General features: G+C 57.2%; 18 protein-coding genes, 1 pseudogene and 1 riboswitch. Of the genes and pseudogenes, 10 read left to right on the top strand and 9 right to left on the bottom strand.

Features of this window, described 5'->3' with window-relative positions:
* Positions 1-148: 148 nt before the first annotated feature.
* From AAC076_RS00560 to AAC076_RS00540, 5 genes are all read left to right on the top strand, one after another.
* Positions 149-1,153 (top strand): response regulator, encoded by a 1,005-nt coding sequence (locus AAC076_RS00560; protein WP_339842392.1) that lies wholly within the window; start codon positions 149-151, stop codon positions 1,151-1,153.
* Between the two features lie 21 nt (positions 1,154-1,174).
* The gene (locus AAC076_RS00555) at positions 1,175-2,134 is read left to right on the top strand and encodes a diguanylate cyclase (protein WP_339842391.1); all 960 of its coding nucleotides are present in this window, start codon (positions 1,175-1,177) and stop codon (positions 2,132-2,134) included.
* Positions 2,135-2,338: 204 nt separating this feature from the next.
* The gene (locus AAC076_RS00550; protein ID WP_339842390.1) at positions 2,339-2,503 is read left to right on the top strand and encodes a hypothetical protein; all 165 of its coding nucleotides are present in this window, start codon (positions 2,339-2,341) and stop codon (positions 2,501-2,503) included.
* Between the two features lie 53 nt (positions 2,504-2,556).
* A complete protein-coding gene (gene dbpA, locus AAC076_RS00545; RefSeq protein WP_339842389.1) occupies positions 2,557-3,936 on the top strand; it encodes an ATP-dependent RNA helicase DbpA in 1,380 nt (459 codons plus the stop codon).
* Between the two features lie 39 nt (positions 3,937-3,975).
* A complete protein-coding gene (locus AAC076_RS00540) occupies positions 3,976-5,856 on the top strand; it encodes an SLC13 family permease (RefSeq protein ID WP_339842388.1) in 1,881 nt (626 codons plus the stop codon).
* On the opposite strand, the gene AAC076_RS00535 is transcribed toward AAC076_RS00540, so the two are convergent.
* A complete protein-coding gene (locus AAC076_RS00535) occupies positions 5,853-6,029 on the bottom strand; it encodes a rubredoxin (RefSeq protein WP_339842387.1) in 177 nt (58 codons plus the stop codon). The two genes, AAC076_RS00540 and AAC076_RS00535, sit on opposite strands and share 4 nt — an antisense overlap.
* Entirely contained in the window at positions 6,026-7,234 is a 1,209-nt protein-coding gene (locus tag AAC076_RS00530) for an alkane 1-monooxygenase (RefSeq protein WP_339842385.1), read from the bottom strand. Before AAC076_RS00530 ends, AAC076_RS00535 begins: the two co-directional genes overlap by 4 nt.
* 138 nt (positions 7,235-7,372) lie before the next feature.
* Between AAC076_RS00530 and AAC076_RS00525 the strand changes: the two genes are divergently transcribed.
* From AAC076_RS00525 to AAC076_RS00515, 3 genes and pseudogenes are all read left to right on the top strand, one after another.
* Positions 7,373-8,434 (top strand): AraC family transcriptional regulator ligand-binding domain-containing protein, encoded by a 1,062-nt coding sequence (locus tag AAC076_RS00525; RefSeq protein WP_339842384.1) that lies wholly within the window; start codon positions 7,373-7,375, stop codon positions 8,432-8,434.
* A 118-nt stretch (positions 8,435-8,552) separates the two neighbouring features.
* Positions 8,553-10,436: pseudogene (locus tag AAC076_RS00520) on the top strand (diguanylate cyclase).
* A complete protein-coding gene (locus AAC076_RS00515) occupies positions 10,433-12,274 on the top strand; it encodes a diguanylate cyclase (protein ID WP_339842383.1) in 1,842 nt (613 codons plus the stop codon). The pseudogene AAC076_RS00520 and the gene AAC076_RS00515 overlap by 4 nt, the downstream one beginning before the upstream one ends.
* A gap of 33 nt (positions 12,275-12,307) precedes the next feature.
* Here the strand turns inward: AAC076_RS00515 and AAC076_RS00510 are convergent, their stop codons facing one another.
* The 7 genes from AAC076_RS00510 to tkt form a co-directional block, all read right to left on the bottom strand.
* A complete protein-coding gene (locus AAC076_RS00510) occupies positions 12,308-13,411 on the bottom strand; it encodes a PQQ-dependent sugar dehydrogenase (RefSeq protein ID WP_339842382.1) in 1,104 nt (367 codons plus the stop codon).
* A 24-nt stretch (positions 13,412-13,435) separates the two neighbouring features.
* Positions 13,436-13,906: a hypothetical protein gene (locus AAC076_RS00505; protein WP_339842381.1), complete on the bottom strand. Its 471-nt coding sequence runs from the start codon at positions 13,904-13,906 to the stop codon at positions 13,436-13,438.
* Between the two features lie 3 nt (positions 13,907-13,909).
* A complete protein-coding gene (locus AAC076_RS00500) occupies positions 13,910-14,215 on the bottom strand; it encodes a hypothetical protein (protein WP_339842380.1) in 306 nt (101 codons plus the stop codon).
* 38 nt (positions 14,216-14,253) lie between these two features.
* Positions 14,254-15,318 carry a class II fructose-bisphosphate aldolase gene (gene fba, locus AAC076_RS00495; protein WP_339842379.1) on the bottom strand — a complete coding sequence of 355 codons (1,065 nt, stop codon included), beginning with the start codon at positions 15,316-15,318 and terminating at the stop codon, positions 14,254-14,256.
* Between the two features lie 117 nt (positions 15,319-15,435).
* Positions 15,436-16,611 carry a phosphoglycerate kinase gene (locus AAC076_RS00490; RefSeq protein ID WP_339842378.1) on the bottom strand — a complete coding sequence of 392 codons (1,176 nt, stop codon included), beginning with the start codon at positions 16,609-16,611 and terminating at the stop codon, positions 15,436-15,438.
* Between the two features lie 80 nt (positions 16,612-16,691).
* Positions 16,692-17,720, bottom strand: coding sequence for an erythrose-4-phosphate dehydrogenase (gene epd / locus AAC076_RS00485; RefSeq protein ID WP_339842377.1), 1,029 nt, complete (start codon positions 17,718-17,720; stop codon positions 16,692-16,694).
* Complete coding sequence (gene tkt / locus AAC076_RS00480; protein ID WP_339842376.1) at positions 17,720-19,717, bottom strand: transketolase; 1,998 nt, start codon at positions 19,715-19,717, stop codon at positions 17,720-17,722. Before tkt ends, epd begins: the two co-directional genes overlap by 1 nt.
* A 212-nt stretch (positions 19,718-19,929) precedes the next feature.
* Between tkt and AAC076_RS00475 the strand changes: the two genes are divergently transcribed.
* Both AAC076_RS00475 and metK read left to right on the top strand, forming a co-directional pair.
* Entirely contained in the window at positions 19,930-20,940 is a 1,011-nt protein-coding gene (locus AAC076_RS00475) for a metalloregulator ArsR/SmtB family transcription factor (protein WP_339842375.1), read from the top strand.
* Complete coding sequence (gene metK / locus AAC076_RS00470; protein ID WP_339842374.1) at positions 20,940-22,130, top strand: methionine adenosyltransferase; 1,191 nt, start codon at positions 20,940-20,942, stop codon at positions 22,128-22,130. Before AAC076_RS00475 ends, metK begins: the two co-directional genes overlap by 1 nt.
* A gap of 13 nt (positions 22,131-22,143) precedes the next feature.
* Positions 22,144-22,238, top strand: a riboswitch (S-adenosyl-L-homocysteine riboswitch).
* Positions 22,239-22,249 lie beyond the last annotated feature (11 nt).

Here is a 22,249-nt window from a genome sequence, read left to right as displayed (position 1 = left end):
AAAAATCCTCGACATTTCCGCACAATAGCTTCTCAATAACTTCTCATTTTGGCATTCTTGCGCAAAGTATGGCCAAATGCCTGCTCCAGGCAAGCGCCAAATGGCGACAACTTCATTCAAATCGCCCAATGTAACAAGGATAGTGGATGTGAGCACCATACCATTGCTGGTGTGCGACGACTCGAACATGGCGCGCAAGCAGCTTATTCGGTCGCTGCCGTCAAACTGGCCATTCCGGGTAACACAGGCAACCAACGGCCTGGAAGGTCTCGAAGCTATCCGCCAGGGCGCTGGTCAGATTGTGCTGCTGGATCTGACGATGCCCGAACTCGACGGCTTCGGCGTGCTCGCCCAGATACGCGAGGAAGGCCTGCAAGCGGAGGTGATAGTCGTCTCCGGCGACGTTCAGGACGAAGCGGTTCGCCGGGCCAAGGCCCTTGGCGCCAAAGCTTTCATCAAGAAACCGGCTGACCCCATGCAGCTGGCGGCAGCCCTCAGTGCACTCGGAGTCGAAGTTCCCCTGACCAGAGCACCATCTGAACAGACCTCCGAGTTCTCCGACCTGCCCAATGTTTCCTTCCGCGACGCGTTTCGTGAAGTGACCAACATTGCCATGGGACGTGCTGCCAACCTGTTGAGCAAGGTGCTCGGTGTCTTCATCGAACTACCCATTCCCAACGTCAACATTCTGGAAGTTGGCGAACTGCATATGACGCTGGCCGATGCACAAAGGGGGCAGAGCCTCACAGCAATATGCCAGGGCTATATCGGCGGCGGTTTAGCAGGCGAAGCCCTGCTTATTTTTCATGATGCCGAAATCAACGATGTCGCCAAACTTCTGGACACACAGGAAGATGAGTCTGCAAGACTGGAAATGCTCCTGGATCTTGCCAGCATCATAATTGGCGCCTGTCTCAACGGCCTGTCGGAACAACTCAATATCAGCTTGTCGCAAAGCCACCCATTGGTACTTGGCCAGCACTGTCCGATCGAAGATCTGGTGCGCATTAATCAGCGCCGCTGGAAACGCACGCTTGCGGTAGAAATCAGCTACGGCCTGGAGGATCTGGATATCCATTTCGACCTTCTCCTGCTGTTCACCGAGGACTCGGTACCCCGGCTGCGCGAGACACTCGACTTCATGATCAATTGAACGCATCAAAAGGAACGGAACATGCCCGCCCAGTTTGACATCTCCGAACTTCACTGGCTCCTGGATGTAGTTCAGAGCATTGATGTCGGCGTGGTAGTCATGGATCGTGATTATCAGATCGAGGTCTGGAACAGCTTCATGGAAAACCATTCCGGGCGTGGGTCTGATGAGGTTTCCGGGCAAAGCCTGTTCGAGATCTTTCCGGAAATTGAACGCAACTGGTTCAGTCGCAAGGTAGAAACGGCCGTGATGCTTGGAACCCGAGCTTTCACAATCTGGGAACAGCGGCCCAACCTGATGCGTTTCAAGAGCTATCAGCCGATTACCGGACTGGCAGACGAGATGTACCAGAATGTCACTATTATCCCCCTGCGCAGCACCAGTGGCGTCAGCGATCATGTTTGCCTGATCATCTATGATGTGACCAGTGTCGCGGTCAACAAGAGGCAGCTGGAGTCGGCCAACAACCAACTTCAGGAACTGGCCCTGCGCGACGGGCTGACTGGGCTGCTCAATCGTCGTTACTGGGAACAATGCCTGGAAAACGAGTTTTCTCGCCACCAGCGGTACGAACGCCCCACCAGCCTTTTGATGTTCGACATTGATCACTTCAAGAACTTCAACGACACCTATGGCCACCAGCTGGGCGATGAGGTTATCCGCGAGGTGGCGCGCCTGACCAGGTTATTTGCCAGGGAAACCGATTTCGCTGGACGTTACGGAGGGGAAGAATTTGCAGTGCTCCTCCCCGACACACCCGAGGATGGCGCATATAAATTTGCCGAGCGCCTGCGCAAGGCAATAGCCGAGCTGAAGATTCCCCACGATGACAAGGTTCTGCATGTCACCATCAGCCTGGGCGTCGCCGAGCTGAATGAGTCAATGCTAAACCATACCCACCTGATTGAAGCCGCTGACAAGGCACTCTACCAGTCCAAGGAAAATGGACGGAATTGCACCTCTATTGCCGCAAAAGACTAATTCACGTCACTTATCGACGAATTTAAAAGGGGAACGAAACGTTCCCTTTTCTTATTGCGAGTCACTGGCGTACTATGCCTCGAACTGAATGCGCCAATAAAAAGACGCACAACAGCACCACCCTCCCTTGGTGACGTAACATTGTCACATCCCGCCAGTAGCGTGTTGAACACATTAACCAATGGTCATCATGGAGTGATTATCATGAGTAGTAGTAACCGCGGTTGGATCTGGGCGTATAACAAGGCGCGCAGTTACCATGTTTCCCGTACAACTGCGTTCAGTCGCGCCACGCGTTTCTGGATCTTCGGCGATACCGGCTCCTTTACCAGCCACGGGGGGTTTCGCAAGTCCCGAATCAAGCGCTAAGGGTATAAGTCATTCTGCTACACTGAGAGGCCATTAAACATCAGGTGCCACCAGTGCAATCGTCCTCTTTCTCCAGCCTGTCATTACCCACCGCGCTCCTGCAAACCCTCGAGCATCTTGGCTTCAAGCAAATGACCCAGGTACAGGCTGAAGCGCTCCCGGTCATTCTTACCGGCGATGATCTGATCGCACAGTCGCGTACCGGTAGCGGGAAAACCGCCGCCTTCGGTATTGGCCTGCTGGTGCCACTGAATCCGACATTTCTTGGCTGCCAGGCATTGGTACTCAGTCCCACACGTGAGCTTGCCGCGCAGACCGCAACCGCCCTGCGCTCACTTGCCAGCGCCATGCCCAACATCAAGATTGTCACACTCTGCGGCGGAACACCCTTTGGCCCCCAGGCTGCCTCGCTTGAGCAAGGTGCACATGTTGTCGTAGGCACGCCCGGGCGCTTGAAGGATCACCTGGATCGAGGCACCCTTGAACTCAAGGGGCTTAACTGCCTGGTGCTGGATGAAGCAGACCGGATGCTCGACATGGGCTTCTACGACGCGATCAGTGCGATCATCGACCTGGCGCCCGTTCGTCGGCAAACACTGCTTTTTTCGGCTACCTATCCGCCCTCAATCGAAGCGCTCGCGAGCCGTTTCATGCAATCACCAAAGCGCATCAGCATCGAGGAAGCCGAGCCCGAGAATCCCATTACCCAGCGATTCTACGAGATAACCCCGGCCGAACGACTCCAGGCAGTGGTGCGGCTCCTTGCTGCAGAACGGCTGCAACCCTGTATAGCGTTCTGCCATACTCGCCAGCAATGCCAGGATCTGCTCCAACACCTGCAAGCGCACAAGGTCAGCGCTCTGACCCTGCACGGCGATATGGAACAGCGCGAGCGCGATGAAGTTCTCGCGCTATTTGCCAACCAGAGCTGCAGTGTCCTGGTCGCAACCGATGTTGCCGCCCGAGGTATCGATATTGCCGGCGTTGCCGCAGTGATCAACGTGGAACTCTCCCCCGACCCCGCGGTGCATACGCACCGGATCGGCCGCAGCGGCCGGGCCGGTGAACCCGGATTGGCACTAAGCCTGGTTGCCCCGTCCGAGGGTGGGCGTGCCAACGCCATCGAGACGGCAATCGGCCGACCACTTGACTGGCACCCCTTGTCAAAACTGCCTGCGGGGATGGACACCCCTCTTATAGCCCCGATGCGCACCCTGGCTATTGCTGGCGGCAGAAAGGACAAGGTCCGTCCTGGTGATCTATTGGGCGCGCTGACCGGCGAAGCAGGACTACCCGCCGAGGCCATTGGCAAGATCAGCATTACCGACTACCAGGCTCTGGTAGCGATCAAAAGAGATATGGCGCCCGTAGCTTTTCAGCGTCTTGAGCAGGGCAAGATAAAGGGGCGAAGATTCAAGGTCCGCCTGCTCTGAAGCCATACCCATTGAGTGTCCTGCGACCACGAGCACATTATGAATCTTGATCAGGCTTTGATTTTCGGCATTCTGGCCGCGACCGTCGGTTTGTTTTTGTGGGGACGCCTGCGTCATGACATCGTCGCCCTCGCCGCCCTGCTTGCATGTGTGTTCGCGGGGCTGACCCCCAGCACGGAAGCCTTCAGCGGCTTCGCGCAACCGGCCGTCATTACGGTGGCCGCTGTTCTTATTCTTGGCTACGGCCTACAGAGCACCGGCGCCGTAGAATATATGGCGCAGAAGATCCTGCCCCGCGATAGCGGACCCCTGTTGAGTATTGGCGCGCTGACGCTGCTTGGAGCCGGACTGTCCGGATTCATGAATAACGTGGGGGCCATGGCGCTACTGATGCCCATAGCCATGCAAATAGCCAAACGCCAGGAAATAGCGCCCGGCAAGGTTTTGATGCCACTGGCTTTCGGTACGATCCTCGGCGGTATGACCACGCTCATTGGTACACCGCCCAACCTCATTGTCGCCGACTTTCGAAGGATCGAAATCGGCTCGACCTTCACCATGTTCGACTTCACGCCAGTGGGCTTGACCGTGGCACTGATTGGCGTGCTTTTTGTAGTGGTTTTTGGTCGCTGGTTGGTACCTCAACGGGACAAGCACGACGCCGAAAGCTTCGATACAGGTACCTATCTCACAGAAGTGCGTATCAGTGAGAATGCCAAACTGGTCGACAGTAAGCTGCGCGATGTTGAAAAACTGCTGGACGAAGAGGACGCCCAAATAGTCGGCCTGGTGCGCAACGACTTCCGGGTTACGTCTCCACTACCGGGGGAGGTACTGCGCGCAGGCGACATTCTGGTGATAGAAGCAGACCCCAATGCACTGGGGGCGACCCTGACTACCCTGGGCCTGAAACTCGAGGAGGCGGTAGATACCCGCGCAGTAAAGGATGAGGAAGCGGAGGATCAGGAAGACACTCATGACTCAAAAAGCTCGGAAGCGCCCCAGGATGTAGATGAAGAAGACGACAAACAACGAAAAGACGACACTGATAGCAACCAGGATGACGATACAACACTGCAGGAGCTGGTAGTCCAGAGCAATTCCCTGCTTCTGGACCGGAGCGCAACTGACCTGCAGATTCGGTCCCGATTTGGTATCAATCTGCTGGCCATCTCCCGGCAAGGCCATCGATCCATCCGAAGGCTGCGCTGGACCCGTCTTGGCGCGGGTGACGTACTGCTGATGCAGGGCCGCGCCGAAGCCATCAGCACCTTTGCCAGCGAGTACCGCTGCATCCCTCTGGCGCCGCGAACCATATTGATTCCGGACCGGAAAAAAGCCGTTACGGCCGTCGCCATCATGTTCGCCGTCGTACTACTCGCAGCAACAGGTGTGCTACCTGCTGCGCTTGCATTTACCCTGGGCGTCCTAGGATACATGCTGACCAAGGTCATTCCGCTACGCAAGATATACGACGCTGTTGACTGGCCGATCATCGTCCTGCTCGGTGCGCTGATGCCCCTGGCCGCGGCGATGGCCGAGACCGGAGCCGCGGATCTTCTTGCCAGAACCCTGCTGGACCAGGTGGCCCAGGGCAATGCGATTGTCGGACTGACGCTGGTGCTGGTCATCACCATGACACTGTCGGACTTCATGAACAATGCTGCCACGGCAGCCGTCATGTGCCCTATCGCACTGAGCATCGCCCAACTGCTCGGCGTGAACCCCGACAGCTATCTGATGGCCGTTGCCATTGGCGCCTCTTGCGCTTTTCTGACGCCCATCGGCCACCAGAACAACACGCTGATTCTCGGGCCAGGCGGTTTCCGGTTCAGCGACTACTGGCGCCTGGGTCTGCCGGTCGAGATTCTGGTTGTGACTATCAGCGTTCCCATGCTGCTCTGGGTCTGGCCGCTCTAGGCTGTACTCTCATCGCTGCAGGTAAAATCCTCCTTGTAGCTGATGGCACAATCGGGACAGACGAAATCATCCGGCAACTGCTCCCAGCTTGTCCCGGCGGCGAAACCCATGTGGGTGTCGCCGGCTGATTCGTCGTAGATGTAACCACATTCAGGGCACAGATAACGGCTCATGCGGCCACCCCGGCACCAACTGATGCATCCTGCGCATCCCCCAGGCCATATTGGCGCATCAGACGATCACGTTTGGCAGGTTCGAAGTTGATCCGCGACGGATCTCGATCAACGGCGTCAAGCAAGCGCTTATCCATTACCCTGAACCAGATCGCAGGCACGTAGGCAATCGCATACATACCAAAATATCCATTAGGCAAACGCGGCAGGTCGGGGAAGTCGCGCAGCGACTGATAGCGACGAGTGGGATGAGCGTGATGATCGGAATGGCGTTGCAGGTGGAACAGAGCCCAGTTGGAGAACAGATGATTGCTGTTCCATGAGTGGTGCGGCTGGCAGCGCTCATAGCGACCGTTTGCCTGCTGCTTGCGCAACAGCCCGTAGTGTTCAATGTAGTTAGCCTGAGTCAGCTGAAAAGCGCCCCAGAATGCGATCAGTATTAGCACGGGTATCATCTCGACGCCCAGGAACGCGATCAGGGTACCGTAGAGCGCTAGACTGATCAGGGCCGGCTGTATTATCTCATTTTCCAGACTCCATACGGATTTACCGCAGCGATCGAGGCGTTCAGCCTCAAGATCCCAGGCGCGAAAGAAAGCGCCTGGCATTTCCCGAAAAATAAAGCGGTAAATACTTTCACCCATCCGCGATGAGGCCGGATCAATCGGAGTTGCCACGTCGCGGTGGTGCCCTCTGTTGTGCTCAACAAAGAAATGGCCATAAAACCCCAGAGCCAGGGTAATCTTGGCTAACCAGCGCTCAATCGAAGTTTTCTTGTGGCCCATTTCATGGCCCAGATTCAGACCATATCCAAGGGTGCCGCCTGCCGCGAGGACAACTGCCAGAACACCGTGCCAGGGCAGTTCATGGGTACCCACAAAGATCACACTGACCAGAAAACTGGCCCACAAAACAGGCACCAGCGCGAAGGTGATGTAGCGGTAAAAACGGTCTTTCTCAAGTTCCGGAACCGCCTCCTCCGGCGGATTGCTCTGGTCTTCTCCGATGACCGCATCCATTACCGGAATCACTAGATAACTGAACAGAGTCGGTAGCCATAACCACAGTAGGTTTGGCGATACGAACATGTACATCAGTGGGCCAATAAGCGCGATACAGGGCACTAGCAGGGAAAATAGCCAGAGATGCCGCTTTCTGTCGACGTAGGCAGAAGGCGCGGGGGACGCTGAGGCAGAGCTGTTCATCTTGAATACCTTTTGTTTTTATTGGGTTGATTCGACGACCGCATGTTGATCATCTACCCAGCGCCTCTGGCCGCCTACCGTTGCAACGGGCAATAAATCGTCATATTGTGACAACTGCCCTCACCACCGGTCCGATTCATGTTCAACCAGCAGCTCTGGCTCAGCCCCTCGATCCACCCTGTATATGCCCGGCTGATCTGTGCCGAGCTGCGGCGTCGCGGATTCTCTGATACTCGCATTCTGGAAGGTACTCGCCTTGACTGGGACAACCTGCATCACGACAACCGCTTCCTGAGTTTCGACCAGATGCACCGTTTGGTGCTACATGCGCTCTCGCTCAGCCAATGCCCTTGGCTGGGTATCGAAGTGGGTCGACACACCGACGTCTCGGCGCATGGCGCTGCCGGCTATGCCAGCATCCTGACCAGCAATGTCCGCGCAGCAGTTGGCGTTATCAATCGCTACTCAAGTCTGCGGCAGAACATTGCGGCATTCAGAATCGACCCCACACAGTCGACAATGCTGGTCCTGGACGAGCGTCTGATTCTCCCGGAGTTGCGCGAATACCTGCTTGGTCATTTCACCACTGGTGTTCTGCGTCTGCTTGAAACCGCCACCGGATTGCCCATGCATGAGGATCTGATATTGCACTGGCCCATGCCCGAAACCGACTGGTCTGAAGCCTATCGTCAAGTAGCGGGGACAGTTCGGTTCGGGAGTGATCAGTTACGCCTCGAGGTGCCAGCCGGCTATCTGGACAGCCCCTGCCTGGCCGCCGACCCCGAGGCTGAAAGACTGGCCCTGCGCGACTGTGAAAATCAGCTTCAACGCCTGGTGCGTGGGGGATCACTGAGTGAGCGTATCAAGCAACGCCTGCTCAGTTGTGACAGCCAGTATCCGACGCTTGAACAGATGGCCGCACAGGAACATATGGCCCCGCGCACGCTGATTCGCCATCTGAGCGATGAGGGTGTTCGATATCAAACCCTGCTCGACGATGTACGTTGTGACCTGGCGTGCTGGTATCTGTCACAGACCAGTTTGAGTATCGAGGGCGTCGCAGAGCAACTGGGCTATCTGGATCCGACCAACTTCAGTCGTACCTTCCGCCGCTGGCTGGGAGTCACACCCCGCGGTTTCCGCCAACAAGCGCAACGTTCGGCGGCAGGGTTTGACGCCGACACCAGCGCAGACCTATAGTCGGGCTTAGAGCAATCCAATCAAATCACCCACACTGCTGATTAACGCCTCAGCCCGCCCGGCAGAGAACGCCGGCCGCCGATGATGAAACACCAGGGATTCAGGTCACACTTCACATATGGTCTTATCAACCCACGTTCGACCGTCCAGGGGCCTGCGCCATTGCGCAATGCGTAGTTTCGCGTTGATCTGGCTATTGCTCCTCGGCCTTGGCGCTCACGCCTCGACGCCTCTTGTTGTCGACAACAAGACGCGGTTGATTTCCGACCTGCAACCCCATATCAGCTACTTTCGTGATCAGGAGCGCCAGCTTCAGCCCGCCGAGGTGATGGAGCAACCCTCCCTGTTTCGTCCCGCGTCCCAGCGCGAGGGGCTTAACTTCCGTTATACCCGCGATCGTCTCTGGCTAAAAATCAAAGTGGTGTCTGCTGCCGACCGTACTACCGACTGGGTTCTCGAAATGCGTTATCCCTCGCTGGACAGGGTAAGCCTTTACGACGCAGGCAAGGGCGGCACCCTGATACAGCACCAGGGCGATACGCTACCCTACCAACAACGGGACATGAAGCATCGCAACCCCATATTCAGAGTACGGTTGGAGCCCGGCGAAACCCGCACGTTGCTCATAGCCGCAAAATCAGAGGGCAGTCTGACACTGGATGCCCAGTTATGGCAGGCAGAACACTTCTACGAAGAAAGTCAGGCAAGCTATGCGATTCTCGCGCTCTACTTCGGCATGCTACTGGCGTTGGCCATTTACAACCTGCTGTTGTTTGCCGTGCTGCGCGAACGCTCCTTTGTCCTGTATGTGTGCTTTGTAATTGCCTTTGGCGCCGGGGTAGGGGCAATCAACGGTCTGGGCGCGCAATTCATCTGGCCCGGCCTTGGCGAGTACGGCAACCGTGTCCTGCCTGTCGGCCTAAGCCTTTCAGCCGCAGTAGGTGTCCTCTTCGCGCGTTCGTTTCTGGATACCGCACGGCGAACACCTCCACTGGACTCCCTCCTTGCGATCTTTGCCTGGATGGCGATGCTGGCCACGCTGATAACCATGTTCATTCCTATTCAACCTGCCTTGCAATTGATGTCGGTCACCGGTGTACTGACTACGGTAGTGCTTTTCACAGCTGGCGTGGTTTGCGTCATCAAGGGCGTCCCGGGGTCACGGATCTTCGTGGTTGCGTGGCTTATGCTCCTGGTAGGCGGCATGTTGTTGGGTCTGCGTAATTTCGGCTTGATTCCCTCCAACTTCGTCACGGTCAATGCGATGCAGATCGGCTCGGCGGTTGAAATGCTGCTTCTATCGCTGGGTCTGGCGGCACGCTTCAACGAACTCAAGCGGCTCAAGGAACAGGCTCAGTTACAGGCACTCTCGGCGCAGAAGCAGGTTGTGCAGGCACTCGTCCATCAAGAGCGAGTCCTGGCGCTGCGCGTGGCCGAGCGCACTGAGGCTCTGGCCGCGGCCAACAAGCGACTTGAGCTCCTGGCCATGCAGGACCCCTTGACCGGACTGGGCAACCGCAGCGCACTTGGCCGGCATTTGCCCCAGGCAATGCAGCGCACGGCGCGGCGAGGCGAATTGCTCGCATTGATTCTGATTGATCTGGACGGCTTCAAGACAATCAATGATGAGCTAGGGCACGACGTGGGAGATCAGGTACTGGTCGGTATTGCTTCGTGACTGTCCGAATGTGCCCGCCAGACCGACCTGGTCGCCCGGCTGGGCGGTGATGAATTTATATTGATCAGCGAAGGTATTGCTGATCAGGACGACGCATTGCAACAGGGTCAACGACTACTTGACGCGCTGAGCATGCCATTGGAACTGGACGGTATCAGCGTCAGCGTGGGCGCCAGTGTGGGGATCAGTCTGAGCAACGGCGTGGAGCCTGACGTGGAGACCCTCATGCGTCAGGCAGATCAGGCCATGTACCAACGAAAACGCAGTGGGCGTCATGGGGTCGTATTGCATACCGACTCTCAGCCCACGAGAATCAAGCCATGAGGGATAAGGTTAAAAGAATCTCCAACAGCATGGCCAGGTGTCAGTATCTTGTCATTTGCTGTCTGCTTGTTCTTTGCTGGTCATCCTGGACCGTCGCTCAACCCGAATCGCGAATCCTGAAGCTTGAGGGTGACGAAAAGACCCTTGACCTTCAGCCATGGCTTGAGCTGAAACGTACCGACGCACAGACATCTTTCGAGCAAATTCTTTCTGGATCAGGAGCCTGGGCAGCGGCGTCCAATTACAGCAACATGCATTTTGGCTACAGCTCCGACGCCCTGTGGATGAAGATCAATGTCCAGTCCGTTGCGCAGCGCGAGACACTTTGGCATCTGTATTTTCCGTATTCTTCCTTGAGCAAGGTCACCCTTTACCGCGCCGGCCATCCCGCGCGCACAAGCGGCCTGGGCGTGCCCTTGTCCGAGCGTGACTCACCGCACCGCAATGCGGTTTTCATGTTCAAGATGGCGCCGGGAGAACAGGCAACTCTGTATTTGCGCACCGAATCTGTAGGCAGCCTCGGCGTCACCAGCCAGATTCGGTCACCGGCATCCTTCGCAAGCCATAGCGTCAGCAGCACGGCAATGGTTACGCTCTACTGCGGATTACTCCTGGGCATGGGTTTGTATCATCTGGCCGCAGCATGGTTGTTTCGCGATCAGAACTACTTTCTTTTTGGCTCTCACTTGATCCTGTTTGTACTGGGAATCGTTGCGTTTTCCGGGCTTGGAGGGCGGTATCTCTGGCCCGAGGCTGGCGAATGGGGCACCCGCCTCCTGCCCTTTGGACTGACCGCGGCAAACGGCTGCGCCTTGCTCCTTTTGCGCAACCTTTTCCTGGACAAGATAGAGGCAAGCACCTGGCGAGTGCTATTTGATGTGCTGGTCATAATCAGCATGATTCTCGCCCTGGCCAGCCTGTTTATCTCAGCGGGCTGGGTCAGCCGCTCGATACCCTGGCTGGCCATAATAAGCACCGCCTTTGCGGCGATCTGCCTGATACGCGCCGTCCGCCTCCAGCTTCCCGCAGCCAGACTTTTCTTGCTGGGCGCATTACTTGTCGCTTTCGCTATCGCTCTGTTCGCATTTAGGGCAACGGGCCTTATGCCAGCTTATTTACTTGCCGACCTGGCGATTCAGAGTTGCAGTGTCGCCAGCATGCTGGTGACCTCCCTCGCGCTGGTCTGGCGAACCTTCTGTCAGGAAAAACACCAGATACGCGAGGGAGAAGCTCGAATAGGGTACTTGACGAGCGCCCATGAGCAAGCTCAACAGCAGCTTCAGGAAGTAAAACGCGAGCGGGATGAAGCCAACCTGAAGTTAAAGAATGCAGCCTTTGAAGACCACCTAACAGGAATACCCAACCGCGCGGCGCTGGACCAGCATATCAATAATGCCTTGCGTCACAGCAGACGACGACCCACTCCCCTTGCCGTCATGCTGATCGACCTTGACGGGTTCAAACAGCTACACGACCAATTAGGTGATACCACTACAGACACTATTCTGTGCGTGATGGCGGAGCGGCTGACAGACGTTGCAAGGGAGACCGACTTCGTGGCGCGTCTTGGTGGCGATGAGTTCGTTCTTGTGGCTGATGACGTCTCGGATTCAGAGCAGGCCAGAATGATTGCAGAAAGGTTACTTGATACCCTTGCAACCAGCGTTGAACTGGAGGGTCAGAGTGTTTCAGTGGGTGTCAATATCGGCGTCACTCTGACCCATGCGGCGGACCTGGATCTACCTTTGCTGCTGCGCCAGGCAGATTCGGCTCGCTTTTCACGCAAGCTCAGCGGTAGAGCCGGCGTCAGTTTCCATACCGCCGACCCGACTATCTGACCGATCAGGCTGGCGGTCGATCAGATATCTTGCTCACTGCGCAGGTACTACCTTCAGAACCTTGCCCGCCGCTGCATCGGTAAGCAGGTACAAGTTACCGTCCGGACCAGTACGCACATCACGGAAGCGGCTACCCAGCTCTTCAAAAAGGACTTCCTGCGAAACGACTTCAGTGCCGCTCATTGCGACTCTGCGTACATTCCTCGCAGCCAGGGTCGAGATCATCAGACTGTTGTTCCAGGCAGGAAATTGCTCGCCACGGTATAGGGTCATACCCGATGGAGCGATCGAAGGAGTCCATTGCACTATTGGCTGCTCCAGTCCCGGCAGGGATGTATAAGGACTGATGGCAGCTCCGTTGTAATCCACGCCGAAAGTGATCTTGGGCCAGCCATAGTTATTGCCTGGCTCGACCAGATTCAGTTCATCGCCGCCACGAGGACCATGTTCATGGGCGAGAACCCGATCGTTCTGCGCATCATAGACAATCGCCTGTACGTTGCGATGGCCAATGCTGTAAAGCTCCGGCTGCGCATTCTCCTGACCAATAAAAGGATTGTCTTCCGGCACCGAGCCATCACGGTTCAAGCGCACTATAGAGCCTATGTGGCTGGACGTTTTCTGCGCTTCTTCGCGGTAATCGAAACCGTCTCCCAGAGTCAGCAGCAGCGAGTTATCCGCCAGAAATGCCATGCGTCCGCCGTAGTGGGCGCTGCCCGCCTTGGCAGGCTGAACCCGAAATAGCTCTTCCACACCTTGCAGCACACCGTCAGCGAGGGTGGCGCTGCTCAGGCACGTATGGTTGGCCTCCAGAGTGCCACAGGCGTAACTGAGGAAGATGCGCTTGTTGCTGGCATAGTCAGGATCCAAAGCGACTTCAAACAGCCCTGACTGGCCGCTGACAAACGCCTCGGGCACTCCTTCGATCGGTGCATCTTGCAACTCTCCCTCTGCACTGATGTACCGCAGCTGCCCGGCCCGTTCGGTTACCAGCATCCCGCCATCCGGCAGGAATGCCAGGGACCAGGGAAACTGAAGCCCCTCGGCTACTGTCTCAATCTGGTAATCAATTGCCTGTGCCGCGCCAGCAAAAGCCATTGCCAAGGCCGCAGTGAGTAACGTGCTCTTGCTCTTCATGCTTCAATCTCCGATGACTGGGTGTCAACCCAGAACGCGCAAACCACGCTTGGCCGGCGGACGGGTCAGCCTGCCAAAAAGCCAGCTTCCAATACCCACGGACGCCATCAGTATCAATAGTCCGGGTGTCTCCCGCGTGGCGGCAATGAAGGTTGGCATCGGCAACACATAGTTGGCCACCAGACAAGCCACCCAGATGCCCACCGCGCCAGCGAGAAAAAACAACAACCAGCGCCAGGGCTTGAATATCTTGCCCAGCCCCTGAGCTACGGGTAGTGCCACCAAAAAGGACACCGCCACCATCACACCAAAAAACGGCGTGAAACCAGCGAGATCACCAAGAGTGACGGCAAGCCGCTCGGCCCAGGGGAACGAAACTGCCAACTGCTGCAGCTCCCACAGATTAATCTGCGTTTGTGCAATGGAACCCAGAACAGTCGCCAGCAACACGCCAATCACATAGAAAAAAATCACCCGCAGGACCGTCAATAACATCGATCATTTTTCCTGTTCTTGTTCTTTCACTTGGAGGGTAGTTTCCGGTAGTTCAGGCAAATTACGCAAAGCCTGCTCGTAAGCAGGCATGTCAAAGGGAGCATCCCGATCAAGCATTACCCCGACGCTATGGGCCAGTACACTGGCCATCAGCTCTATGCTCTCCTCCCTCGCGTATCCCACCAGAGTGAGTTTGTTCAGCGTTGCCTGAGCGGCCTGCGGCTGGTCGGCGGCAAGCTGGTTCTCGATTGCCTCGACCAGCCTTTCCCGTGCAAAGGCTTCGTCAGGCTCTTCGTCTGGCGTGCGCATAGGTACTCCTCGCTGCAGCTGTCTGGAAACGCTCAAGCTCAATTAATCTTGGGATCCAGCTCACCGTTGGCGTAACGCTGGTACATGACTTCAAGACTGACCGGCTTGATTTTTGAAGCATTGCCGGCAGCGCCAAAGGCTTCATAGCGGGCAATACAGATGTCACGCATGGCCTTGACCGTTTCGCCAAAGAACTTGCGCGGATCAAACTCGCTCGGATTCTGAGCCATGAGTCGACGCATCGCACCAGTAGATGCCAGACGCAGGTCGGTATCGATGTTGACCTTGCGTACGCCGTGCTTGATACCTTCGACGATTTCCTCGACCGGAACGCCATAGGTTTCCTTGATGTCACCACCGTACTGGTTGATGATCGCCAGCCACTCCTGAGGAACTGAAGAGGAGCCGTGCATGACCAGGTGGGTGTCGGGAATGCGCGCGTGAATAGCCTTGATCTGATCAATCGCCAGGGTATCCCCCGTTGGCGGCTTGGTGAACTTGTAGGCGCCATGACTGGTACCGATCGCGATTGCCAGCGCATCCACATGGGTGCGCTTGACGAAGTCAGCCGCCTCTTCAGGGTCAGTCAGCATCTGGCTGTGATCCAGAATACCGGTCGCACCGATCCCATCTTCCTCACCGGCCTGCCCTGTCTCCAGACTACCCAGACAACCGAGCTCACCCTCGACGGATACGCCACAGGCGTGGGCCATTTCAACCGTTCGGCGAGTGACATCGACGTTGTAATCGTATTCAGTTGGATTCTTGCCCAGCTCGCACAATGAGCCGTCCATCATCACCGAGGAGAATCCCAGTTGGATGGAGCGCTGACAAATCGCCGGCGTAGTACCGTGGTCCTGGTGCATGACCACGGGGATGTGCGGAAACTCCTCGATAGCGGCCAGAATCAAATGACGCAGGAAAGGTGCCCCGGCGTATTTGCGAGCACCCGCGGAAGCCTGAACGATAACCGGTGAATCGGTCTTGTCCGCAGCCTCCATGATGGCGCGCATCTGCTCGAGGTTGTTGATGTTGAAGGCTGGCACTCCATAGCCGAACTCGGCCGCGTGATCCAGCATCTGGCGCATACTGATAAGAGCCATGAATGTTCTCCTGAACGAAATGGTACAAAAGTTGGATATTAGCCTGCCGCACCTGGCGGTTGGCTGCAAGTTACCAGCCGCACCGGCTCCGGAGCCGGCTCGGCGAAAGTCAGTTCATCAGAGCTTGCTGGCGCTGGCAGCGGCGTCTTCGAGTATCTGTACCGCAGGCAGAACCTTGCCCTCGACGAACTCCAGGAAAGCGCCTCCACCGGTAGAAATATAGGATATACGATCAGCTACGCCATATTTGTCGATCGCAGCCAGAGTGTCGCCGCCGCCTGCGATAGAGAATGCCGGGCTATCTGCAATAGCCAGCGCCAGGGCTTTGGTGCCTTCGCCGAACTGATCGAATTCAAATACGCCCACCGGGCCATTCCAGAGGATAGTCCCCGCTGATTTCAGTAATTCGGCGAAGTGCTTGGATGTCTGCGGGCCGATATCGAGAATCATGTCGTCTTCGGCCACCTGATCGATCAGCTTGACGGTCGCTTCGGCATCCTCGGCAAAGGCCTTGGCCACCACCACATCGGTTGGCAATGGCACACTGACACGGGCGGCGATGTCACGGGCAGTGTCCAGCAGTTCAGCCTCATGCAGGGACTTGCCTACCGGGTAACCGGCAGCCGCCAGGAAGGTATTGGCAATGCCACCACCCACGATCAGCTGGTCACACTTTTCAGACAGGGCATTGAGTACATCCAGTTTGGTCGAGACCTTTGAGCCGGCGACAATGGCGGCCATCGGGCGCGCTGGCTGTTTCAGCGCCTTGCCCAGAGCATCCAGTTCAGCGGCAAGAAGCGGGCCTGCGCAGGCGACGCGGGCAAATTTGGCCACACCGTGGGTTGAACCCTGGGCGCGGTGGGCAGTACCGAAGGCATCCATGACGAAAATGTCACATAGCGCGGCATACTGCTGGGCCAACTCGTCATCGTTCTTTTTCTCACCACGGTTGAAACGCACGTTTTCAAGCAGAACAACCTGACCCGGCTCTACTTCCACACCGGCCAGATAATCAGTGATCAGCGGGACATCTCGCCCCAGCGCCTTGCTCATGTAAGCCGCTACCGGCGCCAGACTATCTGCCTCGCTGAATACACCCTCCTCAGGCCGTCCCAGATGCGAACACACCATAACAGCAGCACCCTTTTCCAGGGCCTGTCTGATTGTCGGAAGTGCGGCAAGGATGCGCGCATCGCTCTGCACATTGCCATCCTTGACCGGCACATTGAGATCTTCGCGAATCAGCACCCGCTGTCCTTTCAGATCCAGCTCGCCCATCGTCAATACGCTCATTACCGACTCCTTGTTTATCAATATCAGAATCCAAATCCTTCCCGGACAGTCCGCGCAGGACTATCGGTCAGGGTACCTAATCACTTCCTGAGCCAGTAGCCCGCCACATCGATCATCCTGTTGGCAAAGCCCCACTCGTTATCGAACCACACCAGCAGATTGACCATGCGTGGACCGGAAACCCGGGTCTGGCTGCCATCCACAACCGCCGAATGCGGGTCATGATTGAAATCACAACTGGCATGGGGCATCTCGGTGTAGTCAATCAGTCCCGAGTACGCTCCACTCGCCGCGCTTTCGAGCAGGCGATTAACCTCTTCGGCACTGGTATCGCGGCGCATCTGCAGCGTAATGTCCAGCGCCGAGACATTAACCGTCGGCACCCTTATCGCTTTGGCCTGAATTCGGCCAGACAGTTCCGGCATCAGCCGCTCTATACCCCGAGCCAATCCGGTAGATACCGGAATCATTGACTGGAAGGCAGAGCGCGTGCGCCGCAGGTCGTCATGGTGATAGGCATCGATAACCGGCTGGTCGTTCATCGCCGAGTGGATGGTGGTAATCGATACATATTCGAGCCCGATCTGCTCATTGAGCAACTTGAGCACAGGAACACTGCAGTTGGTGGTGCACGAAGCATTGGAGACCAGTCGCGCGTCATCTGGTAGCTGCGACTCGTTCACGCCAAAAACCACAGTGGCATCTACTGCTTCGGCGTTAGCCATCGGCTGGGAAAACAGCACGCGGGGAATACCCGCGTGACTGAAGCGCAATGCCTCCTCCCGCGTCGTGTACTCGCCTGAGCACTCAAGCAGCACGTCTATGTCCAGGGCGCGCCAATCAATACCTTCCGGGTCGGACTGACGAAGCACCTGGATGGATTGGTTGTCGATCTGCAGATGCTGGCCCTCAAAGGACACCTTGCCGGGAAAGCGACCATGCGTGGAATCAAAGCGGGTCAGATATTCGATACTGGCATGATCGGCCAGATCGTTGAGTGCCACGATCTGCATACCTTCGCCCCCGCGCTCATGCAGAGCGCGAAGCACGCAGCGCCCTATCCGGCCGTAACCGTTAAGGGCGATGCGAAAAGGAGTGCGTTGGGGCATCACTCCTCGAGCAGCTCGTCGGCGGCAGCCAGGATATTGTCTACCGTAAAGCCAAACTCTTCAAACAGTGCAGCTGCCGGCGCAGATTCGCCAAAGCTGTTCATGCCGATAATACGGCCGTCCAGCCCCACGTACTTGTACCAGAAGTCGGCATGGCCAGCCTCGATGGCAATGCGCGCACCCACTTCCAGGGGCAATACTGCCTGACGATACTCTGCATCCTGCTGGTCAAAGACGCTGGTGCATGGCATCGATACTACCCGCACACGATAACCCTGCTCGGTCAATTTCGCGTGGGCCTGCATGGCCAGCCCGACCTCGGAACCGGTGGCAATCAGTATCAGCTGCGGCTCGCCTTCACAGGCCTTGAGCACGTAACCGCCTCGGGCAATCGCCGCTTCAGTCTCGTTGTCACGCAACTGGTGGGGTAGATTCTGCCGAGAGAAGATCAGCGCGCTGGGGCCACCCTTGCGTTCCAGAGAGCATTTCCAGGCAACCGCGGCTTCAACAGTGTCGGCCGGACGCCAGGTGTCCAGGTTCGGCGTAGTGCGCAGGCTGGTCAACTGTTCCACTGGCTGGTGGGTAGGACCGTCTTCGCCCAGACCGATCGAGTCGTGGGTAAATACGTAGAGCACCCGGATTTTCATCAGAGCCGACATACGCACCGCGTTGCGGGCATATTCCATGAACATCAGGAAGGTGGCGCCGTAGGGGATCAGACCGCCGTGCAGCGCGACGCCATTCATGATCGCGCTCATGCCGAACTCGCGCACGCCGTAATAAATATAGTTGCCGGAGGCATCTTCCTGGGTAACACCCTTGCAACCTTTCCACAGGGTCAGGTTGGAACCGGCAAGGTCAGCGGAGCCGCCAAGCAACTCGGGAAGAAGCGGGCCAAAGGCGTTCAGACTGTTCTGGCTCGCCTTGCGACTGGCAATCGACTCGCCCTTGTCAGCCACATCGCGGATAAATGCGGAGGCTTTTTCGGCAAAGTCAGCCGGCAGTTCGCCGGCCATGCGGCGCAGGAATTCAGCAGCCAGTTCAGGAAATTCGGTCTGGTAGGCGGCGAAGCGCTGATTCCACTGTTGTTCGGCCTGGCTGCCTGACTGGCGAGCATCCCATTCAGCATAGATATCGTCGGGAATCTCGAAGGGACCGTGCTTCCAGCCCAGTTGTTCGCGGGTCAGGGCTATCTCGTCGTCACCCAATGCAGCGCCGTGGGATTCTTCCTTGCCCTGCTTGTTGGGGGAGCCGAACCCGATGATGGTCTTGCAGCAGATCAGTGTTGGCTTGTCGCTCTTGCGCGCGGTTTCGATCGCGATCTTGATCTCGTCGGCATCGTGACCATCGACATTACGAATCACCAGCCAGCCGTATGACTCGAAGCGCCTGGGCGTGTCGTCGGTGAACCAGCCATGCACCTCACCATCAATCGAGATGCCGTTGTCGTCATAAAAGCCAATCAGCTTGTTGAGTCCCAGCGTGCCCGCCAGCGAGCAAACCTCATGGGAAATACCCTCCATCAGGCAGCCATCGCCCATGAACACATAGGTGTGGTGATCAACCACATCATGACCGGGACGGTTGAACTGCGCAGCCATGACCTTCTCGGCCAACGCAAAACCCACAGCATTGGCCAGCCCCTGCCCCAGCGGACCAGTGGTTGTCTCGACTCCAGGGGTGTAGCCGTACTCGGGATGCCCAGGCGTTTTGCTATGCAACTTGCGGAAGTTTTTCAGCTCATCAATCGGCAAGTCATAGCCGGTCAGGTGCAGCAGGGAGTAAATCAGCATCGAGCCGTGGCCGTTGGACAACACGAAGCGATCACGGTCCGCCCACTGCGGGTTCAGCGGATTATGCTTCATGTGATCACGCCACAATACTTCGGCAATATCGGCCATGCCCATCGGCGCGCCGGGATGGCCGCTGTTGGCTTTCTGCACGGCATCCATGCTTAAGGCACGGATGGCATTGGCTCGATCACGACGGCTGGGCATGGGTAACTCCTGTGAGGCTGACAGATTGGCTGGCCAGCGGATCATCCCCGGCCAGTTACAAGGCCCGGCATTTTCGCGCAAACAGCGTCGACGGGCAATGAAAACCCCTAGCCCGATTGAAGCGCCCCGCTTGAATCGCCAAATCCACGCCTATATCAAACTATTTTGATATAGATCTTGCGCCTTTCCATTCACGCCCCTACACTGACCGCATGACTCAAATAGCGCAGCTTGCGCCGCTCCATTCCAGCCAGACTGATCAACTGGCGGCCCTGTGCAAGGCCGCCGGTGACGTATTGCGTCTGGATATTCTGCGCGCGTTGCGCAATGACTCATTCGGTGTACTGGAGTTGGCGCAGATTTTCACCATGCGCCAGTCGGGCATGAGCCATCATCTGAAGGTCCTGGCTAACGCCGGCCTGGTCAGCACCCGTCGCGAAGGCAACTCGATTTTTTATCGCCGTAGCCTGCCCGACACCACCAGCCATTGGTCGAATGTGCATGAAGCCCTGCTTGGCGGCCTGGACGAATTACCGCTCAGCGCAGCGCTGCAAAATTCAATAGGGATCATCCATGGTCAGCGCGCCGAGATGTCCCGCCAGTTCTTTGCCCGCTTTGCCGATGGCACCCCTGCACAGCAGGATCTGATTGCGCACTTCGGCCTTTATCGCGAGCCGTTGCTTGCCCTGATCGATGGCCTGCGCTTGCCAGCCCAAGGCTTGGCAATAGAGGTGGGCCCTGGCGAAGGTGGTTTTCTACCGGATCTGGCCAGTCGCTTTGATCGGGTAATCGGCATGGACAACGCACCTTCGATGCTGGATCGAGCCCGCCAACAGTGCACCGACGCCGGTCTCGGGAATGTCGAGTGCCTGCTGGCGGACGCGCTGGCCTCACAGCCTTCGCTGCCCCTCGCTGATTGCGTGGTATGCAACATGGTATTGCATCATATGCCTGCGCCGGCGGAAGCCCTCAAACGCTTTACCCACCTGATAGAACCTGGTGGCAGTCTTATCCTGACCGAGCTTTGCAGCCACGACCAAAGCTGGGTGCGTGACACCTGCGGCGATCTCTGGCTGGGCTTTGATCAGGACGATTTGAATCGCTGGGCTGTTGATGCCGGACTGACTCCTGGAGGCAGCCTGTATATCGGTTTGCGCAACGGATTCCAGATCCAGGTACAGCAGTACTCCAAACCCGAATTGACAACAAGAGGCACCGCATAATGAGCGATTACTCCCTATTCACCTCCGAGTCGGTCTCCGAAGGCCACCCGGATAAACTCGCAGACCAGATATCCGACGCCGTGCTCGACGCGATCATCAGCGAAGACAAGCATGCACGCGTTGCCTGCGAGACCATGGTGAAAACCGGTGTAGCCATAGTTGGTGGAGAAGTTACCACCAGCGCGTGGGTGGATCTGGAAGACCTGGTACGCAACGTGATCAAGGACGTTGGCTATACCTCATCCGAAGTCGGGTATGACGGCGACACCTGCGGCGTTATCAATATCATCGGCAAGCAATCACCTGACATCGCCCAGGGCGTGGACCGTCAGAAGCCTGAGGATCAAGGTGCTGGTGACCAGGGTCTCATGTTCGGCTATGCCAGCAACGAAACCGATGTACTGATGCCTGCACCTGTCACCTTTGCCCATCGTTTGGTCGAGCGTCAGTCAGAAATCCGCAAGAACGGGACCCTCGCATGGCTGCGCCCGGATGCGAAATCCCAGGTCACCTGCCGTTATGACAACGGCAAGGTCGTGGGCATCGATGCCATTGTATTGTCGACGCAACACAACCCAGAAATCAGCCTCGGCGATCTGCGTGAGGCAGTGATGGAAAACATCATCCGTCACGTAATCCCTGCGGACCTGTTGCACGCCGACACCCAGTATCACATCAACCCCACCGGCAAGTTCGTGATCGGCGGCCCGGTGGGTGATTGCGGCCTGACCGGACGCAAGATCATTGTCGACACCTACGGCGGCATGGCCCGCCACGGTGGCGGTGCATTTTCCGGCAAGGATCCGTCCAAGGTCGATCGCAGCGCCGCCTACGCTGGCCGCTACGTGGCCAAGAACATCGTTGCCGCTGGCTTGGCCGAGCGCTGCGAAATCCAGGTCTCCTATGCGATCGGTGTGGCCCAGCCTACATCAATGTCGATCAACACCTTTGGCACCGGCAAGATCAGCGATGACAAGATCATCAAGCTGGTGCGCGAGCACTTCGACCTGCGCCCCTATGCGATCACGCGCATGCTCGATCTGCTCCACCCGATGTACCGTGCAACAGCGGCCTATGGTCACTTTGGCCGCACGCCCGAGGAGATTACGGTGAATGGCGACACTTTCACCACCTTCCCATGGGAAAAGACCGACCGCGCCGAGGCCTTGAGGACCGACGCCGGACTGTAAACCGATTCTGACCCCATCCGAGGGGCGCTGCAGCGGCCAGGCGCATTATCGCCAACAGGTCGTCAGGCTCGGATGGTGTCACTAAACACGTAACCGCGCCCATTCGCTAACTACGAATG

The organism is uncultured Halopseudomonas sp. (assembly GCF_963977355.1).
Classification (GTDB): Bacteria; Pseudomonadota; Gammaproteobacteria; order Pseudomonadales; family Pseudomonadaceae; genus Halopseudomonas.
This window is presented reverse-complemented; position numbering and strand designations above follow the sequence as displayed.

Excerpts from the sequence above, each read along its gene's own strand:
- fba (WP_339842379.1), bottom strand. The coding sequence starts at position 15,318 with ATGGCTCTTATCAGTATGCGCCAGATGCTGGATCACGCGGCCGAGTTC.
- AAC076_RS00535 (WP_339842387.1), bottom strand. The coding sequence starts at position 6,029 with ATGAGCCGTTATCTGTGCCCTGAATGTGGTTACATCTACGACGAATCA.
- AAC076_RS00515 (WP_339842383.1), top strand. The coding sequence starts at position 10,433 with ATGAGGGATAAGGTTAAAAGAATCTCCAACAGCATGGCCAGGTGTCAG.
- AAC076_RS00530 (WP_339842385.1), bottom strand. The coding sequence starts at position 7,234 with ATGAACAGCTCTGCCTCAGCGTCCCCCGCGCCTTCTGCCTACGTCGAC.
- AAC076_RS00550 (WP_339842390.1), top strand. The coding sequence starts at position 2,339 with ATGAGTAGTAGTAACCGCGGTTGGATCTGGGCGTATAACAAGGCGCGC.
- tkt (WP_339842376.1), bottom strand. The coding sequence starts at position 19,717 with ATGCCCAGCCGTCGTGATCGAGCCAATGCCATCCGTGCCTTAAGCATG.
- AAC076_RS00475 (WP_339842375.1), top strand. The coding sequence starts at position 19,930 with ATGACTCAAATAGCGCAGCTTGCGCCGCTCCATTCCAGCCAGACTGAT.
- epd (WP_339842377.1), bottom strand. The coding sequence starts at position 17,720 with ATGCCCCAACGCACTCCTTTTCGCATCGCCCTTAACGGTTACGGCCGG.
- AAC076_RS00510 (WP_339842382.1), bottom strand. The coding sequence starts at position 13,411 with ATGAAGAGCAAGAGCACGTTACTCACTGCGGCCTTGGCAATGGCTTTT.
- AAC076_RS00490 (WP_339842378.1), bottom strand. The coding sequence starts at position 16,611 with ATGAGCGTATTGACGATGGGCGAGCTGGATCTGAAAGGACAGCGGGTG.
- AAC076_RS00505 (WP_339842381.1), bottom strand. The coding sequence starts at position 13,906 with ATGTTATTGACGGTCCTGCGGGTGATTTTTTTCTATGTGATTGGCGTG.
- AAC076_RS00555 (WP_339842391.1), top strand. The coding sequence starts at position 1,175 with ATGCCCGCCCAGTTTGACATCTCCGAACTTCACTGGCTCCTGGATGTA.
- metK (WP_339842374.1), top strand. The coding sequence starts at position 20,940 with ATGAGCGATTACTCCCTATTCACCTCCGAGTCGGTCTCCGAAGGCCAC.
- AAC076_RS00540 (WP_339842388.1), top strand. The coding sequence starts at position 3,976 with ATGAATCTTGATCAGGCTTTGATTTTCGGCATTCTGGCCGCGACCGTC.
- AAC076_RS00500 (WP_339842380.1), bottom strand. The coding sequence starts at position 14,215 with ATGCGCACGCCAGACGAAGAGCCTGACGAAGCCTTTGCACGGGAAAGG.
- AAC076_RS00525 (WP_339842384.1), top strand. The coding sequence starts at position 7,373 with ATGTTCAACCAGCAGCTCTGGCTCAGCCCCTCGATCCACCCTGTATAT.